Source organism: Zhihengliuella salsuginis (genome assembly GCF_014651715.1).
Classification (GTDB): Bacteria; Actinomycetota; Actinomycetes; order Actinomycetales; family Micrococcaceae; genus Zhihengliuella; species Zhihengliuella salsuginis.
Genome location: NZ_BMXK01000009.1, coordinates 175,437 through 193,621, shown reverse-complemented (window position 1 = coordinate 193,621; position 18,185 = coordinate 175,437). Strand labels below are relative to the sequence as shown.

Genomic DNA, 18,185 nt, shown 5'->3' with positions numbered 1-18,185 from the left:
TAATGTCCCAGCAGCAAAGTCCAGCAGACGCGCCTTAAACCCTGCGATTAGTTCAGCAGTCTCCTAGACGGCGTCGGACCCGCGAACCACCCGGCGTCGACCCGCCGGTAGTCCCCGCCGCGGCCTTCGTCCACGATACGGTGGCGCCATGACGCACAGCACAACTGAGACCTCGATTCGTCGCACCCCGACGGCCATCGACGCCGCGGCCGACGAGTACTACCAGGCGCTCCTGGCCCTGAGCCCGGAGTTCGCCACCATCCTGGGTGTGCCCGGCCGCGAGACCGAGTACGGGGACTACTCCCCCGCCGGACGCGAAGCCGAGGCCGAGGCCGCCCGGACCGCGCTCGAGAGCCTGTCGGGCCTCCAGCCGGTCGACGACGTCGACGCCGTGACTCTGGACGCCATGCGCGAGCGGCTCGGGCTGGAGCTCGAGATCCACGCCACGGGCATCACCGAACTCAACAACGTCGCCTCCCCCGCGCAGTCGATCCGCAGCATCTTCGATCTGATGCCGTCCGCCACCGTGGCCCAGTGGGAGCACATCAGCGGGCGGCTGGCGAACGTCCCGGACGCGCTGACCGGCTACGCCGAATCCCTGCGCGCCAGCCGCGACGCCGGGAAGGTCCCGGCCCGCCGCCAGGTCGAGATCGTCATCGAGCAGACACGCGAATACGCCGCCGAGGACGGGTACTTCGAGCAGCTGGCCCAGAACGCGAAACCGGCGGACGCGGAGCTGCCCGCAGAACTCCAGGTCGAATTGACCACCAACGCGCGCATCGCGGCCGAGGCGTACGGCGCGTTCGCGGACTTCCTCCAGATCGAGCTCCTGGACGCGGCCCCGGCCCGGGACGCCGTCGGGCGCGAGCACTATGCGCTCATGTCCCGCCGGTTCCTCGGCGCCGCCGTCGACCTCGAGGAGACCTACGCGTGGGGTATCGGCGAGCTCGAGCGGATCATCACCGAACAGCGCCGGGCCGCCGAGAAGATCGAGCCCGGGGCCTCGATCTCCGAGGCCAAAGAGATCCTCAACGCCGATCCGGACCGCGAACTCCACGGCACCGACGCCCTGCGGGCGTGGATGCAGTCGAAATCGGACGCCGCGCTGGCCGCGATGAAGGACGTGCACTTCGAGATCCCGGCTCCGATGGACCAGCTGGAGTGCCTCATCGCGCCGACGCAGGAGGGCGGCGTCTACTACACGGGCCCCTCCGACGACTTCTCGCGCCCCGGCCGCATGTGGTGGTCCGTCCCGGCCGGCGAGGACCGGTTCACCACCTGGGCCGAGACGACGACGGTCTACCACGAGGGCGTGCCGGGCCACCACCTGCAGATTGCGACGGCGACGCGTCTGAAGGACACGCTCAACGCGTGGCGCCGCAACGTCTCCTTCACCTCCGGCCACGCCGAGGGCTGGGCGCTCTACGCCGAGCGCCTGATGCACCAGCTCGGCTTCCTGGACGACCCGGGCGACTACCTCGGCATGCTCGACATGCAGCGGATGCGCGCCGCGCGCGTCGTCTTCGACATCGGGGTCCACCTCGAACTGGCGATGCCCGAGAGCTGGAACGAGGAGCTGATGGGTGCCGGCGCCCCGGGCCAGACCTGGGAGCCGGAGGTCGGCTTCGAGTTCCTGGCCCAGCACCTCGACCTCTCCGCCGGACAGCTGAACTTCGAGTTCACGCGCTACCTCGGGTGGCCGGGCCAGGCGCCGTCGTACAAGATCGGCCAGCGCCTCTGGGAGGAGATCCGCGCCGCCCGCGAGGAGCAGGAGGGTGGGGACTTCGACCTCCGGGCCTTCCACACCGAGGCCCTCGCGGTCGGTTCGGTCGGTCTGGACACGCTGCGGCGCGCCCTGCTCGGGTGACCCGACGCACACAGGTGTCACATAGCGCCACAGAAGCTTCATCTTCTTGGCGTCCGGCACCTAGTGTCACCGGGTGAGCACTCAAACTTCCACCTCGACGAAACCGCGCCTGCCCCGCTGGATGACGGCCTTCGGACCCCAAGTCATCGCCGCCCTGATCGTCGGCGTGATCCTCGGCCTCGTCGCCAAGGCGACCGGCAGCACCGCCGACGACCCGAACGCGCTGGGCCAGACCCTGCAGATCATCGGGTCCTCCTACGTGTCCCTGCTGCGCACGGCCGTGATCCCGCTGATCTTCTTCGCGATCATCGCGTCGATCGCGAACCTCTCGCAGGTCTCCAACGCCGCCCGGCTGGCGTGGAAGACGCTGCTGTGGTTCGCGATCACGGCGCTGATCGCCGTCGTCATCGGCATCGTGCTGGGCACGGTCTTCCAGCCCGGCGTCGGCACGGGCCAGGAGACTCCGGCCGGCTACGACGGCGGCACGGGCAGCTGGCTCGGCTTCCTCCAGGGCCTGATCCCCTCGAACTTCCTCGGCCTCGACGTCTCGGCGAGCTTCTCGCCGGACGACCAGTCGGTGTCGAACCGCGTGAGCTTCAACGTCCTGCAGATCATCGTGATCGCCATCGCCGTGGGCGTCGCGACCCTGAAGATCGGCCAGGCCGCCGACCCGTTCCTGAGCTTCTCCCGCTCCACCCTGGCGATCATCCAGAAGGTCCTCTGGTGGATCATCCGCCTGGCGCCGCTGGGCACCATCGGCCTGCTCGGCAACGCCACCGCGACCTACGGCTGGGACACCATCGGGGCGCTCGGCAAGTACACGGCCGCGATCTACGTCGGCCTCGCCCTCGTGCTCTTCGTGGTCTACCCGGTCCTGCTGAAGGTCAACGGCCTCTCCTTCCGGAAGTACTTCGCCGGCGCCTGGCCGGCCATCCAGCTGGCCTTCGTCTCCCGCTCCTCGGTGGGCACCCTGCCGCTGAGCCAGCGCGTGACCGAGCGCAACCTCGGCGTCCCCGGCGGGTACGCCTCGTTCGCGGTCCCGCTGGGAGCGACCACCAAGATGGACGGCTGCGCGGCGATCTACCCGGCGATCTCGGCGATCTTCGTGGCCCAGTTCTTCAATGTGGACCTGAACGTCATCCACTACCTGCTGATCGTCCTGGTCTCGGTCGTCGGCTCCGCCGCCACCGCCGGAACCACCGGCGCGACCGTCATGCTGACCCTGACCCTGACGACCGTGGGGCTGCCGCTCGAGGGCGTCGCCCTCCTGCTCGCCGTGGACCCGATCCTCGACATGGGCCGCACCGCGGTCAACGTCGCCGGGCAGATCCTGGTGCCGGCCATCGTGGCCAAGCGCGAGGGGATCCTCGACGAGCAGACCTACAACGCCGCCAACCCCCTCGACCCGTTCGAGGAGGACGACGACGCGGTCGACGGCCCGGCTTCCGGCGGAGCCGCCGAGGACGACGACAAGGAGCTCGTCTCCTCGCGCAGCTGACTCCCCTGCCCGCGGACGGGCGCAACATCGGCATCACGACGACGGCCGGCATCCTCTCGACGAGGGTGCCGGCCGTCGCTGTACCCGGCCTGCGACAGCGGACGCCGGCCTGAACGTTTTGCACACCGTGCAAAGTTGCACGTAGTGTAAAGAGGTGATGACGACTCGAGGCACCCCCTCCCCCGCACCGCCGGACGCAATGATCGGCGGACCCGCGGGCGAGCCCGTGTCCCGCCGCGAGCAGAACAAGCTGGCGACACGCAGCGCGATCGTCGCGGCCGCCGTCGACATGCTGCGCGCAGATCCCCACGAGCCCGTCACCGCGGACCGCGTGGCCGACGCCGCCGGCATCTCCCGCCGGACCTTCTTCAACTACTTCGGCTCGATCGAGGCCGCATTGAACGTCCCGATGGACGATTTCCTCGAACTCGCGGTTGCGAACCTGGGCCCCGTGCCCGAGGACATCGCCGTCGCCGAAGCCGCGGTCCGCGCCATCCGTGACGCGATCAGCGCCGACGCGCTGCGGCCCGTGGCCGAGCTCTTCCTCCTCGCGCAGTCGAACCCGCAGCTGGCCCGGCTCCAGATGGAATCGTGGGACACCTGCGCCGAGCGGATCCTCGCCTTCCTCCGGGACTCCACCTGCGACGTCCCGCCGCTGGCCGCGGCCGCCTTCGCGCAGGCGATCGTGGGTGCCGGCCGCGCCGCTTTCGCCCACTGGGGCCACGAGCTGGACGAGCACGGCGACGGGGGCACGCTCGAGCTCAGCCTCCGCCGCGCGTCCCTCGAGCGCCTCCAGGCGACCGTCATCGAGTCCCTGACCCAGCTCCGCGACGGCTTCCCGGCCCTGCAGACCACCTCCGCCTGACGGCGCCCCTCTCCTCGACGCCCCGAAAGGCAACCACCGTGGCTTCATTTCTCTACCGGATCGGCCGGGCCGCATTTCGCAGGCGCTGGTGGTTCATCACCGCCTGGGCTGCCGTGCTCACGATCGTCGCACTGTCGGCGGGCCTGTTCATGGGCACCCTGACGAACCAGTTCTCGATCCCGGGCACCGAGACGCAGCAGACCCTGGACCGGCTCAAGGAGGAGCTTCCGGAGGCGGCCGGCGGCACGGGCACGATCGTCTTCCAGACGAAGGACGGCGAGCCGTTCACCCAGGAGCAGAAGAGCGCCGTCGCCTCCGCCCTCGCCGAACTCGAGGACCTCGACCCGGTCCGCGAGGCCCGCGAGCCCTTCGCAACCCAGCAGCAGCTCGACGACGCCCTGGCGGAGCTGGAGGACGGTCGTGCCGAGCTCGACGAGGGGCGCGCCGACCTCGAGGATGGCAGAGAACAGCTCGCAGACGGCAAGCAGCAGCTTCAGGACGGCCGCGCCGAGATCGCAGACGGCTGGGAGCAGCTCGAAGCCGGCAAGCAGGAACTCGCCGACGGGCGCGCCCAGCTCGAAGAATCCCGCCCGGAGCTCGAGCAGGCCCGAAACCAGTTGGCTGAGGGCCGCGCCGAATACGAGGCCGGCAAGGCACAGCTCGAGGAAGGCCGTGCCGAATACCAGGCCGGAAAGCAGAAGCTCGAGCAGGGCCGCACCGAGTACCAGAGCGGGCTGGACGAGTACCGCGCCGGCGTCGAGGAGATCGAGGCCGGAAAGAAGCAGATCGCCTCGGCGCAGCAGGACCTCGCCGACGGGCAGTCGGAGATCGACGCCGGGCGCACCCAATACGACGCCGGCGTCGCGCAGCTGACGTCGCAGTTCGGCGTGAGCACGCTCGCCGAGGTGACGCAGGCGCTGGACGCCCAACAGGCACAGCTCGACGCCGCCGCCGAATCCGGCCAGATGTCGGATGAGGAGATCGCCGCGTCGCAGGCGAAGATCGACGAGGGCCGCGCCGCCGTCGCACAGCTGACGCAGACGGACGCGCAGCTCGACGCGGGCCAGGCCGAGCTGGACCAGGGCCGCGCGACGCTGGAATCGAAGCAGCGCGAGCTCGCGGCCGGCGAGGCCGAACTCGCCGACGCCAAGCAACAGCTCGATGCCGCCAAGCAGGAGATCGAGCAGGGCCAGTCCGAACTCGACGCCGCCGCCGCGCAGCTCGCGGAGGGCCAGTCCGAGCTCGACGCCGCCGCCGCGCAGCTCGCCGAGGGCGAGGAGCAACTCGCCGCCGGCGAGCGCGAGTTCGCCGCCGGAGAGGAAGAACTGGCCGCCGGCGAAGCGGAGATCGCGGCCAACGAGGAGCGGCTCACCGAAGCCGAGGAAAAGCTCGAGGCCGAGGCCGCAAAGATCCCTGACGCCGAAGCCGAGATCGCAGAGGGAGAGGCCGAACTCGCCGACGCCGAGGACCAGATCAGCCTCGGCGCCCGCCAGGCCGCGTCGAGCGAGGGCCTGCGCTTCGTCTCCGAGGACGGCACGACGGCGGCCGCCTCCATCCAACTCGTCGGCTCGACCGACGCGATGACTCCCGAGGAGCGCGAGGAGATCCAGCGGGTCGCCGGCGCCGTCGAGGCCGACGGCATCGACGTCGACTACTCCAAGGAGATCGTCCAGGACCTCAGCGAGGTCTTCGGGGCGGCGGAGATCATCGGCATCGTGATCGCCGCGATCGTCCTGTTCGTCATGCTCGGAACGGTCGTCGCGGCGGGACTGCCGCTGGTCGTCGCCGTGCTCGGGGTCGCCGTCGGCGTCGGGTCCACGATGGCCCTCTCCAGCGTGATCGAGATGGCCTCGATCACCCCGGCGTTGGCGCTCATGCTCGGCCTCGCGGTGGGCATCGACTACTCGCTGTTCATCGTCCACCGCCACCGCCGACAGCTGCTCGAGGGCATGGAGATGGAGGAGTCGATCGGCCGCGCGACGGGTACCAGCGGCAACGCCGTCGTCTTCGCCGGCCTGACCGTGGTCATCGCCCTGGCCGCCCTCGTGGTCCCGGGCCTGCCCTTCCTGTCGATCCTGGGGCTGTCGGCGGCGTTCACCGTGGCGGTCTCGGTGGTCATGGCGCTCACCCTGACCCCGGCGCTCCTCGCCGCGCTCGGGCATCGGCTGCTGTCCAGGAAGGCCCGCGCCCGCGCGGCGGCGGCCCGCCAGTCCGTGGCCGGCGGCGTGGCGCCGCCGCACGCGGACGCCGGGTCCGGAACCGGCCACGAGCGCACGACGGCGAAGCGCGGCTGGGGTGCCCTCACGACCCGCCGCCCGTGGATCACCGCGATCGTCTCCGTGGCGGTGCTCGGCATCGTCGCCCTGCCCGCGCTCGATCTGCGCACGGCCCTGCCGGACGGCGGCGCCGAGCCGGAGGGCTCCAGCGCCCGCACCGCCTACGACGAGGTGGCCGAGCGCTTCGGCGCCGGCTACAACGGCCCGCTCATGGCCGTCGTCGACCTGCCCCGCGCGGACGGTGGCGCTGCTCTCGAAGACGACGCCGCGCTCGAGGCGAACCTCGACGTGTCCGACTACCTGCGCGAGATGGACGGCGTCGTCGCCGCGGTTCCGGTGTCCACCAACGAGGAGAACACGGTCGGCGTCATCCAGATCATCCCGGAAACGGGGCCGTCGGACGCGGCGACCGAGGAGCTGGTGCACGACCTGCGCGCCGAGAAGGGTGCGATCGCGTCGGCCACCGGGGCCGAGGTGTCCGTCACCGGCCAGGTGGTCGGCCAGATCGACGTGTCGGAGAAGCTCGCCGAGGCGCTGCCGGTCTACCTGGGCATCGTCGTGGGCCTGTCGCTGATCCTGCTCCTGCTGGTCTTCCGGTCGATCGTGGTGCCGCTGCTGGCCACGGCCGGGTTCCTGCTCTCGCTGTTCGCCGCGTTCGGCGCCACCGTGGCGGTCTACCAGTGGGGCTGGCTGGGCGGGGTCTTCGGCGTCACCGCGCCGGGTCCGATCATGAGCTTCCTGCCCATTCTGCTGACCGGGATCCTGTTCGGACTGGCCATGGACTACCAGGTCTTCCTGGTCTCCGGGATGCGCGAGGCCTTCGCCCACGGGGAGAACGCGCGCGACGCGGTGAAGTCCGGCTTCCGGCACGCCGCTCCGGTGGTGACGGCGGCGGCGCTGATCATGGCCAGCGTCTTCGCCGGCTTCATCTTCAGCCACATGACGATGATCCGGGCCATCGGCTTCTCGCTGGCCTTCGGCGTCCTCTTCGACGCGTTCGTGGTCCGCATGACGCTCACCCCGGCCGTCATGCACCTGCTGGGCCGCCACGCCTGGTATCTGCCGCGCTGGCTGGATCGGATCCTGCCGGATGTCGACGTCGAGGGGGCCAGGCTCCAGGGCCGGCAGGACGCGGCGCCCGCCGCCGACGGCGCCCTCGGCGTGGACGCCGCGTTCGGCCGGGACGGCGAGTTCTACGCCGAGACTCCGTCCTCACCGGCGACGAGCGAACTGCCGGCGACCAGCAGCCGCCCCTAGCCCCGGCGTCGTTCCCCCTCCCGCCGCGGCATCCACCGTGGCGGGAGGGACGGGCACGGGCGAGCGCAGGCGTATACGGTGGTGCCATGACCGAGAACGCCGACCCCGCACCCGCACCCGCCGCCGCCGCCGACACCGCCGACCTGCCGCTGCTGGTCCTCGCCTCCCAGTCGCCGGGGCGCGCGAAGATCCTCACCGACGCGGGGATCGCGTTCGAGACGATCGTGTCCGAGGTCGACGAGGACGCGGCCGTGGCCGACGCGGAGCAGCGCTTCGGGGGCCTCTCCCCCGCCGACACCGCGCTTCTGCTGGCGCGGACGAAGGCCGAGGCCGTCGCCGCGGTCGAGGGCGCGGACGGGGCCGTGGTGCTGGGCTGCGACTCGGTCTTCGAGCTCGACGGCGAGCCCTACGGCAAGCCCTACACCCGGGAGGTCGCCGCAGAGCGCTGGCGCGGGATGCGCGGGCGCACCGGCGTACTGCACACCGGGCACTGGCTGATCGACAACCGCGCCCCGGGCGGAGACTCCGAGGAGGACGCCGGCACGGGAGTCACCATGGGCGCTGTCGCCTCGGCCGCCGTCACGTTCGGCCGCCCGTCCGATGCGGAGATCGCGGCCTACGTGGCGACCGGGGAACCGCTCTTCTGCGCCGGCGCCTTCACGATCGACGGCCGCGGCGCGGCGTTCATCGAGCGCGTCGAGGGCGACCCGCACGCGGTGGTCGGGCTCTCGGTCTCGACGCTGCGCGACCTGCTGGACCCGATGGGCCTGTCCATCACCGATCTCTGGACCTGAACCGCCCGACCGGCCCATCACCCTGCACCGGCAATTTCCGGCAGCGCCTACGGAACCACACCCCCTGTCCGGGCACCACCTGGCTCTGTCGGCACGTCGATACTCTGCCGGTTTAACAGCAGAGTTTCGACGCAAGACCAGAGTCACGCCGGTATCATCCCCTGCGCGGCACGCCGGCGACCGTCAGAATCCGTTCGAGCCGCCCGGGATCCAGCACATCCCCCCATGTCCATCTGGCGACCCCCGCCCCCGTGCGCCTGATGCGGTCCTCCCGCACCTTCTCCGCCATCAGGACGGATCCGCCGGCCCGGCCCGCCTCCGCCGCGATCCGCCCGTATTTCTCCTCGCCGTCGAATTCGCCGACCACATCGGCTTCCGGCCAGCCGAAATCCGTCCGCGCGACGAATCCGTCCGCGTCGCGCACCTCGTATTGGAGAACCGGGGCCGCGAAACCCAGCCGGTCGATCACCACACGACTCAGGGATTCCCCCGGCGACTCCGCAGCAGCATCTGCGAACCCGACGACTCGTCGAGCTCGGTTGCTCTTGCGGCTCTCCACAACGTGAGGAATCCGGGCGAGCACGGCCGCTTTGTCCGTCCGCTGCCTGGCGCGGCCGGCGAGTGCCGCATCGAGAACAATGACGGCCTCGTCGAACGGCAGGTACCCGGCGCACTGGGCAACGGTGTCCACGAACTCCGAGATGGCGATTCCCCCTTGCAACTCGTGAATTCGCGGAAGCGGAAGGTACTGGTGCCGGACGCCGAATCCGCGGGGTGGGAACCTCTCGTTCGGTGGCGCGACGGCGTGCGGACTCCGGAGGCGCCGGGGCTCGTCGCGGCGGATCCCACCGTGCCGAACGGCTCTGACCTCCACATCCGGCGGGACGGTCTTCAGCGGCAGTCCCCAGATCCGGGCGGCCGTGCGCAGAATGAACGCATGTCCCGGCAGCGACCTGGCAACCGCCTCGGCAAAGTAGTCGTAGCGTCCCCAGGCGCTGCGACGCCGCCAATCGTCGGCGTCGACATAGCATCCCCGACGAAGTCGCAGCAGCTCGCCCCGGTGGTAGGCCCTGCGTATCGCGGCACCGTCCACGCCCTGCTCGCCGGAGCCAGTGAAGATGAGAGGGAAGATCATCCGCCCACTCTGCCGTCGTCCAAACTCCGGCGGGCACGCTGCCGGCCGGGCTGTGGAGAACTCCCCGTCGCACTCTCCGCTCCCACCGGCTCGGCACGGGGCAGTCTCGACCCACGGTCGTTGTAGGGACCCTACAAATATGCCGGGGCGGCACGCGGAAAATCCCGGTTTGGTGCGTTGAAACCCCACAAGTGCCGGTAGGCTCCTTCGTGTTCGAGAGAAGGAGACCGCACACACCATGGCCAAGCTGTCCAAGGTCCTCATCGCCAACCGCGGTGAAATCGCCGTCCGCGTGATCCGCGCCGCACGCGACGAGGGCATCGCCTCCGTCGCCGTGTACGCCGATTCCGACCGCGACGCCCTGCACGTCCGCCTCGCCGACGAGGCGTACGCCCTCGGCGGCGACACCGCCGCCGAGTCCTACCTCGTGATGGACAAGGTCCTCGACGCCGCGGCCGCCTCCGGCGCCGACGCGGTCCACCCCGGGTACGGATTCCTCTCCGAGAATGCCCAGTTCGCCCAGCGGGTCATCGACGCCGGCCTGACGTGGATCGGCCCCTCCCCGGAGGCGATCGCCAAGCTGGGCGACAAGGTGCAGGCCCGCCACATCGCGGAGAAGGTCGGCGCCCCGCTGGTCCCCGGGACCAAGAACCCCGTCGAGTCCACCGACGAGGTCGTCGCCTTCGCCGACGAGCACGGCCTGCCCCTGGCCATCAAGGCCGCGTACGGCGGCGGCGGCCGCGGCATCAAGGTCGCGCGCAACCGCGAGGACATCGCCGAGCTCTACGAGTCGGCGGTCCGCGAGGCCACCGCGGCGTTCGGCCGCGGCGAGTGCTTCATCGAGCGGTTCCTCGACGCCCCGCGCCACGTCGAAACGCAGTGCCTGTCCGACGCGCAAGGCAACGTCGTCGTCGTCTCGACCCGCGACTGCTCGCTGCAGCGCCGCAACCAGAAGCTCGTGGAGGAGGCGCCCGCGCCGTTCCTCTCCGCGGAACAGAACGAACGGATCTACGAGGCGTCGAAGGCGATCATGCTCGAGGCCGGATACGTCGGCGCGGGGACCTGCGAGTTCCTCGTCGGCCAGGACGGCGTCATCTCCTTCCTGGAGGTCAACACCCGCCTGCAGGTGGAGCACCCCGTCTCCGAGGAGGTCACGGGACTCGACCTGGTCCGCGAGCAGTTCCGGCTGGCCCGCGGCGAGGCGCTCGGCTACACCGACCCCGAGATCCGCGGGCACTCCTTCGAGTTCCGCATCAACGGCGAGGACGCCGGCCGCAATTTCATGCCGGCACCCGGCACCATCTCCTGCCTGAAGCTGCCGACTGGTCCCGGCGTGCGCGTCGACTCCGGCGTGGAGGAGGGAGAGTCCGTCTCCGGCAACTTCGACTCGATGATCGCCAAGCTCATCGTCACCGGCTCCTCCCGCGCCCAGGCCGCCCAGCGCGCCCGCCGCGCCCTCGCCGAGATGGCGATCGAGGGCATGCCGACGGTCCTGCCGTTCCACCGCGCCGTCATGGCGGATGCCGCGTTCGTCCCGGCCGACGGCCCGTTCAGCGTCCACACGCGCTGGATCGAGACGGAGTTCGAGAACACGATCGCCCCGTTCGATGCCGCCGGCTCCGCGCTGGCCGCTGAGGACGAGGGCGAGCGCCAGTCGGTCACGGTCGAGGTCGGCGGCAAGCGCCTCGAGGTCGTGCTGCCGGCCGGCCTCGGCGCCGCGGCGGCCCCGGCCAAGTCCGGCAAGGCGAAACGCAAGCGCTCCTCGCGCTCCGGCTCCGCGGCCGCGGCGGCTTCTGGCGACGCTCTGACGTCCCCGATGCAGGGCACCATCGTCAAGGTGGCGGCGCAGGACGGCGACACCGTGGCCGAAGGCGACCTGATCGTGGTCCTCGAGGCCATGAAGATGGAGCAGCCGCTCACGGCCCACAAGGCCGGCACCATCGAAGGACTGACCGCCGCCGTGGGCGAGACGGTCAACGCGGGCGCCGCGATCGCGACGATCGCGGACTAGCTCCGCCCCGCCCGCACCAGCACGACGGCGCCGCTCACCCCACGGGGTGGGCGGCGCCGTCGTGCTCCGGCCGGGTCCCGGCAGACGCCGGCTGCGGGCGCATGGCCCCTGCGCGCACGAGGCCGATGGCGGCCTCGACGGCACCGCGCAGGACGACGTCGTTCCCGTGGCGGGAGGCGACCAGCTCGGCCTTGGAGAGCGTCGCGTCCTGGTTGACGATCTCGCGGGTGCGCTGCAGCACGGGCTCCACGGATTCGGCGACGGCTCCGGCGATGATGATGCGGTCGAGGTCGAGCAGCCCGGACAGGAGCATGACGACCGGAGCGAGGCGCTCGGCGAGGCCGTCGACGATCTCGCGCGCGAACGGGTCCCCGCAGCGCGCAGCCGCGAACACGTGGTGGGCCTCGATCTCTGCGCGCCCCAGGTTCCCCAGCGCGCTCCGGGCCAACCGGTCGGCGGGCGCCTCCCGGATGGCGGCGCGCGCCCGCTGCGCGAGGCCGTGCGGGTGCTCGACCCCGGACACCATGTCCAGCACGCGCATCTCCCCCACCCCGCCGTGGGAACCGCGCAGCAGCATCCCGTCGACGACGATGCCGGCGCCGAACCGCTCCCCGGACAGCAGCGTCGCGAAGGCGCGGACCCCGTCGTCGGCGCCGGCGGCGGCCTCGGCGATCGCGGCCAGGTTGGCGTCGTTGTCGACGACGACGTCCCAGGGCTCGTCGGCGAAGACCGTGACGAAATCCGGATTCATGCGCGGCCAGAAGTTGTCGGCCGCGTCCGACGGGGAGCGCCCGTCGCGGTCGACCGGGGCCGGGGCCCCGATGACGACGGCCGCCACCGCGTCCCGGTCCACTCCGGCTTCGGCGATCGCGGCCCCGACGAGATCGCGCAGGTCCGTGCGGCGCCGTTCCGCTGTCGCAGCCGGGTCGCTGGCCCGCTTGACGCGGCCGAGTTGATTCCCGTGCAGGTCGGCCACGCTGGCGACCAGGCTGTGCTGCCCGGCGTCGACCCCGACGACCAGGCGCGAGCCGTGCACGAATCCGTAGCGGAGGGCCGGGCGCCCCTTGGCGTAGAGCCCGGCGGCACGGGCGTCGGCGACCTCGCGCAGCCAGCCCGCGGTGACCAGATCGCGGCACACGGACAGCACGGTCGCCCGCGTCAGGCCGGTCCGCTCCATGATGTCCGAGGCCGTCAGCGCCTCGCCGTCCCAGGCCGCCTCGAGGACGCGCCGCGCGTTGACGGTGCGGGGCGAGAGTTCAGCCGGAGCCGATCCCCGCCCCGGGGCCGCGCGTTCGGCGGCGGGGCCGGCGGCGTCCCACCGCGGTGCCCAATGACCTGTTCGGATTCCGGCAACTGTGTCCACAACGAGAGTATAGACGCGTCTTGATTTAGATGATAAATTTACACCCGAAATCATGTGGTGGTCATCACATGTTCGTCCTCATCGCTCATTTTCCAACCTCAAAAGGAGACGGGTATGGCTACTCAGCCACCATCGACGGTTTCGCGGCGGAGTCTTCTCGCCGGCGCCGCAGGGCTCGCCGGGCTCACCCTCGCCGGGTGCTCCGGAAGCAGCGGCGACGCGACCGCAATCCGCTTCTACCAGACCAAGCGCGAGGTCATCCCCTACATCAGGGAGCTGCTCGGGGAGTTCCACGCCGAGTTCCCGGGTATTCGGCCGATCCACGACACCAGCGAAGGAACCCTGAACGGCCAGTTCGTCCGCAGCTCGCCGCCCGATCTCGCCCTCCAGCTCTACAACTACGAGATGGCGCGCTTCCAGGAGCGCGGCGAGCTGAGCGATCTCTCGGATCTCCCCGAGGCCGCGATGATCACCGACTCCGTGAAGGAGCAGCTCGACCTCTACCCGTCGTACCCGGGGCGCCTCTCCGTCCTGCCCTACTCGATGATGTCCGCCGCGGTGGTCTACAACAAGGAGATCTTCGCCCAGCACGGCGTCGGGGTCCCGACCACGCACAGCGAGTTCATCGCCGCGTGCGAGACGTTCCAAGACGCCGGCGTCACGCCGATCTACGGCACCTGGGCGGACCCGTGGACCATCGCCCAGGGGCTCGTCGACTACACGGTGGGCGGCATGGTCGACGTGATCGGCCTCTTCCAGCAGCTCCGCGAGCTGGGCCCGGACGTCGGGCCCGACTCCAGGGTCTCCTTCAGCAAGGTCCTGCGCGAGCCGCTCGAGAAGATGCTGACGCTGCTGCCGTTCCACCAGGGCGATGCCAACGGGCGCAACTACGGCGACGGCAACAACGCCTTCGCCAACGGTCAGGCTGCCATGTACCTCCAGGGGCCGTGGGCCGTCGTCGAAATCGGGAAGATCAACCCCGACACGCAGGTCGGAACGTTCCCGCTGCCGATGACCGAGGATCCCGCCGACAACAAGGTCCGCGTCAATCTCGACCTCGCACTGTGGATCCCCGAAAAGGCGAAGCACCAGGACGAGGCCCGCGAACTGCTGCGGTTCCTGGCCAGGCCCGAGATTCAGGACCCCTACAACGAGCACGCTCTCGGCTTCGGCGTCCGCAAGGACGCCCCGCCGGTCACCGACGAGCGCATCACCCAGATGCAGCCGTATGTCGACCGCGGAGCCGTCTTCCAGGGGGTGTCCCAGGGCATTCCCACGAACATCCCCTTCTACAACTACTGCCAGGACGTTGTTTTCGGAGCCGACCTCGAGCCCATGCTCGCGAGGCTCGACGCCGACTGGGCCCGTCTGGCCAAGCGCGCCTGACCGGCGGATCACTCAAGGAGCAACATGTCTCTCACTTCATCTGAAGCGCCGGCACGCACCGCGCCGGCCGGACTGAGGCCGACCCCGAAGCGCCGGCCCGACAAGACCCACCTGTTCTTCCTCCTGCCCACGCTCGCCGCCTTCACGCTGTGCATCGCACTCCCGGCCGTCATGGGCATCTTCTACAGCTTCACCAACTCGGTCGGCTACGGCGAGTGGGACTTCGTGGGGCTGGCGAACTACGAGCTCCTGTTCACCGACCCGGCGATCATGGCCTCTTTCTGGTTCACCCTGTGGTTCTCGGCCGTGACCGTGATCGCGACGAACATCGTCGCGTTCCTGCTGGCGGTGGGCCTGACCGCGCAGATCCGCGCCCGCGTGCCCATGCGGGCGATCTTCGTGATCCCGATGGTGGTCTCCCCCATCATCATCGCGTTCGTCTTCCAGTTCCTCTTCGCCCGGACCCTGCCGACAGCGGCACGTGCGGTCGGCTTCGGACCGCTCGAGGACAGCATCCTCGCCAACCCGAACCTCGCCTGGGCGTCGATCGTCATCGTCACCGCATGGCAGGCCGTGCCCGGTGCCATGCTCATCTACATTGCCGGCCTCCTCGCGATTCCCGGCGACCTCTACGAGGCCTCCGCCCTCGACGGCGCCGGCCCGTGGAAGCAGATGCAGATGATCACGATCCCTCTCATGGCGAGCTACATCGTCATCAACGTCATCCTCACCTTCAAGAACTTCCTCAACGCCTACGACATCATCGTGGGTCTGACCGACGGCGGTCCGGGCACATCGACCCGGTCCGTGGCCATGACGATCTTCTCCGGCTTCGAAACCGGCGACTACGCCTACCAGATGGCCACCGCCACGATCTTCTTCCTGATCACCCTGGCCATCGCCGTCGTGCAGATGCGCCTCATGCGCCGAAAGGACCAGTGACCATGTCGAGCTCAAGCATCGATTCGATCGGGACCACCCGCCGAATCCCCACCAACCGGTCCAAGGCCCGGCTCGGCAAGGACAAGTACAACCTGCCGCTGACCATCGTCCTCGCCGTGTGCACCCTCGCCGTGCTCGTCCCCCTGTTCGTCACGGTGTCCATGGCGTTCAAGACCGGCGCCCAGGCCGTTGAGGGCAAGGCGTTCTCGCTGCCGCAACCGCTCAGCATCGAAGGCTTCGTCGAGGCCTGGAAGATGACCGACTTCCCGGTCTCCTTCGGACTCTCCGTCTTCGTTTCGGCGATCGCCGTCGCCGGCGCCGTCCTGATCAGCAGCATGGCGGCCTACGCGATCCACGCCAACTGGGGGCGCAAGTTCTTCAAGTTCGCGTTCTTCTACATCCTGGCCGCGATGTTCCTGCCGTTCCCCGTGCTGGCACTGTCGCAGATCAAACTCAGCGGCCTCGTCGGTCTGGACACCCCGCTCGGCGTGGGCATCCTGCACATCATGTTCATGCTGGGATTCAACGTCCTGCTGCTGACGACCTTCCTGCGCGGCATGCCGCACGAGCTGGAGGAGGCCGCACGTATCGACGGCGCCTCCACCTGGCAGACGTTCTGGCGGGTCATCTTCCCGGTCCTCTCCCCGATGGCCGCGACCGTCGGCATCTTCGCATTCCTCTTCTCCTGGAACGACTTCATGATGCCGTCGATGATCATCTCCGATCCGGCCCTGCAGACGCTGCCCGTCGTGAACCAGCTCTTCCAGAGCCAGTTCAGCAGCAACTACCACATCTCCTTCGCGTCCTATCTCATGGCGATGGCCCCGGCGATCATCGTCTTCGTCTTCACGCAGCGCTGGGTCCTCTCGGGGGTCACCCAGGGCGCTGTGAAGTCCTAGCCCCTCCCCACCAGAAACCACCACTCAGGAAAGGATCACGTCCCGTGACTCTCACCCATCAGACCGAGGCCACCGCTTCGAACCCCGCCCCCGCTGACGATTCGGCCACCTGGTGGCGCCAGGCGGCCGTCTACCAGATCTACCCCCGCAGTTTCGCCGATGCGAACGGCGACGGCATCGGCGACCTGAAGGGCATCATCTCCCGCGTCCCCTATCTGGCGCAGCTCGGGATCGACGCCGTCTGGCTGAGCCCGTTCTACCCCTCGGCTCTGGCCGACGGCGGGTACGACGTCGCCGACTACCGCGACGTCGACCCGAAGATCGGCACGCTCGAGGAGTTCGACCAGATGGTCGCGGCACTGCACGCCGAGAACATCAAGGTGGTCGTGGACATCGTCCCGAACCACTCCTCCAACGACCATGTCTGGTTCCAGGAGGCCCTGGCCGCCGCACCGAGCAGCCCGGAGCGCGAGCGCTACATCTTCCGCGACGGGAAGGGCCCGGACGGCTCCGAGCCGCCGACGGACTGGCAGAGCATCTTCGGCGGGCCGGCATGGACCCGGGTCGAGGACGGGCAGTGGTACCTGCACCTCTTCGCCTCCGAGCAGCCGGACTTCAACTGGGCCAACCCGGAGGTCCGCGCCGACTTCCTCAAGACCCTGCGCTTCTGGTCGGACCGCGGCGTCGACGGCTTCCGCATCGACGTCGCCCACGCGCTCACCAAGGACCTGGCCGACCCCCTGCCGTCCTCGGCGGAGCTCGACGCGATCCCGCGCAGCGAGGGCCAGCACCCGATCTGGGACCGCGACGAGGTGCACGACATCTACGCCGAGTGGCGGAAGGTCTTCGACTCCTACGATCCTCCGCGCACGGCGGTGGCCGAGGCCTGGGTCGAGCGGCACCGCCGCCCGCGCTACGCCAGCGCCGAGGGCCTCGGCCAGGCGTTCGAGTTCGACCTGCTGACGCAGGAATTCGACGCAGCCGCATTCAAGGAGGTCGTCGTCGACAGCCTGGCCCTGGCCTCCGAGTCCGGCTCCTCCTCGACGTGGGTGCTCTCCAACCACGACGTCGTCCGCCACGCCACGCGCTACGGGCTCCCTCCCCTGCCCACCGGGGTCGGAAGCACCGAGGCGGACCAGAAGCAGGGCGCCGCATGGCTCCTCGCCGGCGCCCCCGAGGACTCCCTGGACCGCGTCGGGGGCGAGCGGCGCGCCCGCGCCGCCTCGCTGTTCGAGCTGGCGCTGCCGGGCTCCGCGTACCTGTACCAGGGTGAGGAGCTGGGCCTGCACGAGGTCGGCGACATCGCCGACGAAGCCCGCCAGGACCCGGCGTTCTTCCGCAACACCGGCGTCGACAAGGGACGCGACGGCTGCCGCGTCCCGCTGCCGTGGGCGCGCTCCGGGTCCTCGTTCGGCTTCGGCGACGGCGGCGCCCACCTGCCGCAGCCGGGCTGGTTCGGCGACTACTCGGTCGAGGCCGAGGACGGCGCCGCCGGTTCGACGCTCGAGCTGTACCGCACGGCGCTGCGCCTGCGCCGCGAGCTGCAGACCGGAGAGACGCTCGAGTGGATCGAGACGGGCCGCGACGACGTCCTCGCCTTCCGCCGCCCCGGCGGCTGGCTGACCGTCACGAACTTCGGCACCGACGGTTTCGAACTGCCCGACGGCGAGGTCCTCGTGGCCAGCGCGGACGCCGCCGGGGGCACGCTGCCCGGCGAGTCGACGGCCTGGCTGCGCCAGTAGCCCCGGGACGCCACCACGCACGACGTCGCCGCCCTCCTGCCGAGGTGGGCGGCGCCGTCGTCGCATCCGCTCCGCGCGGCCGCGAACCCGGCACCGAACGGCCGCCCACCCCGCTGGATCGGCTCCGTGTCCGTTCAGGCGGGCAGGCGG

Annotated in this window: 12 protein-coding genes; 10 read left to right on the top strand and 2 right to left on the bottom strand. The window is 70.2% G+C overall.

All coding sequences use genetic code 11. From position 1 onward, the window contains the following. Positions 1–148 precede the first annotated feature (148 nt). The 5 genes from IE069_RS11675 (at position 149) to IE069_RS11655 (ending at position 8,557) form a co-directional block, all read left to right on the top strand. Positions 149–1,867, top strand: coding sequence for a DUF885 domain-containing protein (locus IE069_RS11675; protein ID WP_189350684.1), 1,719 nt, complete (start codon positions 149–151; stop codon positions 1,865–1,867). 73 nt (positions 1,868–1,940) lie between these two features. Next, positions 1,941–3,365: a dicarboxylate/amino acid:cation symporter gene (locus IE069_RS11670; RefSeq protein ID WP_189350682.1), complete on the top strand. Its 1,425-nt coding sequence runs from the start codon at positions 1,941–1,943 to the stop codon at positions 3,363–3,365. A gap of 157 nt (positions 3,366–3,522) precedes the next feature. Next, a complete protein-coding gene (locus tag IE069_RS11665) occupies positions 3,523–4,230 on the top strand; it encodes a TetR/AcrR family transcriptional regulator (protein WP_229791121.1) in 708 nt (235 codons plus the stop codon). 38 nt (positions 4,231–4,268) lie between these two features. Beyond that, positions 4,269–7,763, top strand: a complete 3,495-nt coding sequence (locus IE069_RS11660; protein ID WP_189350678.1) for an MMPL family transporter — start codon at positions 4,269–4,271, stop codon at positions 7,761–7,763. A gap of 143 nt (positions 7,764–7,906) precedes the next feature. Next, positions 7,907–8,557: a Maf family protein gene (locus tag IE069_RS11655; protein ID WP_189350728.1), complete on the top strand. Its 651-nt coding sequence runs from the start codon at positions 7,907–7,909 to the stop codon at positions 8,555–8,557. 154 nt (positions 8,558–8,711) lie between these two features. Here IE069_RS11655 and IE069_RS11650 read toward each other — a convergent pair whose 3' ends face one another. Further along, entirely contained in the window at positions 8,712–9,692 is a 981-nt protein-coding gene (locus tag IE069_RS11650; RefSeq protein ID WP_189350676.1) for a hypothetical protein, read from the bottom strand. A gap of 238 nt (positions 9,693–9,930) precedes the next feature. Between IE069_RS11650 and IE069_RS11645 the strand changes: the two genes are divergently transcribed. Then, on the top strand, positions 9,931–11,703 hold the full coding sequence (locus IE069_RS11645) for an acetyl/propionyl/methylcrotonyl-CoA carboxylase subunit alpha (protein ID WP_189350673.1): 1,773 nt from the start codon (positions 9,931–9,933) through the stop codon (positions 11,701–11,703). Positions 11,704–11,737: 34 nt separating this feature from the next. Here IE069_RS11645 and IE069_RS11640 read toward each other — a convergent pair whose 3' ends face one another. Continuing rightward, positions 11,738–13,066 (bottom strand): ROK family transcriptional regulator, encoded by a 1,329-nt coding sequence (locus IE069_RS11640; protein ID WP_229791106.1) that lies wholly within the window; start codon positions 13,064–13,066, stop codon positions 11,738–11,740. 114 nt (positions 13,067–13,180) lie between these two features. On the opposite strand from IE069_RS11640, the gene IE069_RS11635 reads away from it, so the two are divergent. From IE069_RS11635 to IE069_RS11620, 4 genes are read left to right on the top strand one after another with little or no spacing between them, the layout of a single operon-like run. Continuing rightward, entirely contained in the window at positions 13,181–14,452 is a 1,272-nt protein-coding gene (locus IE069_RS11635) for an ABC transporter substrate-binding protein (RefSeq protein WP_189350670.1), read from the top strand. 24 nt (positions 14,453–14,476) lie between these two features. Beyond that, entirely contained in the window at positions 14,477–15,394 is a 918-nt protein-coding gene (locus IE069_RS11630; RefSeq protein WP_189350668.1) for a carbohydrate ABC transporter permease, read from the top strand. Between the two features lie 2 nt (positions 15,395–15,396). Further along, on the top strand, positions 15,397–16,293 hold the full coding sequence (locus IE069_RS11625) for a carbohydrate ABC transporter permease (RefSeq protein ID WP_189350667.1): 897 nt from the start codon (positions 15,397–15,399) through the stop codon (positions 16,291–16,293). A 44-nt stretch (positions 16,294–16,337) separates the two neighbouring features. After that, positions 16,338–18,035, top strand: coding sequence for a glycoside hydrolase family 13 protein (locus tag IE069_RS11620; protein ID WP_189350665.1), 1,698 nt, complete (start codon positions 16,338–16,340; stop codon positions 18,033–18,035). Positions 18,036–18,185 lie beyond the last annotated feature (150 nt).

Bases quoted from the DNA above. Each gene is read 5' to 3' on its own strand.
- IE069_RS11675 (WP_189350684.1), top strand. From the start codon at position 149: ATGACGCACAGCACAACTGAGACCTCGATTCGTCGCACCCCGACGGCC.
- IE069_RS11665 (WP_229791121.1), top strand. From the start codon at position 3,523: ATGACGACTCGAGGCACCCCCTCCCCCGCACCGCCGGACGCAATGATC.
- IE069_RS11650 (WP_189350676.1), bottom strand. From the start codon at position 9,692: ATGATCTTCCCTCTCATCTTCACTGGCTCCGGCGAGCAGGGCGTGGAC.
- IE069_RS11645 (WP_189350673.1), top strand. From the start codon at position 9,931: ATGGCCAAGCTGTCCAAGGTCCTCATCGCCAACCGCGGTGAAATCGCC.
- IE069_RS11635 (WP_189350670.1), top strand. From the start codon at position 13,181: ATGGCTACTCAGCCACCATCGACGGTTTCGCGGCGGAGTCTTCTCGCC.
- IE069_RS11630 (WP_189350668.1), top strand. From the start codon at position 14,477: ATGTCTCTCACTTCATCTGAAGCGCCGGCACGCACCGCGCCGGCCGGA.
- IE069_RS11625 (WP_189350667.1), top strand. From the start codon at position 15,397: ATGTCGAGCTCAAGCATCGATTCGATCGGGACCACCCGCCGAATCCCC.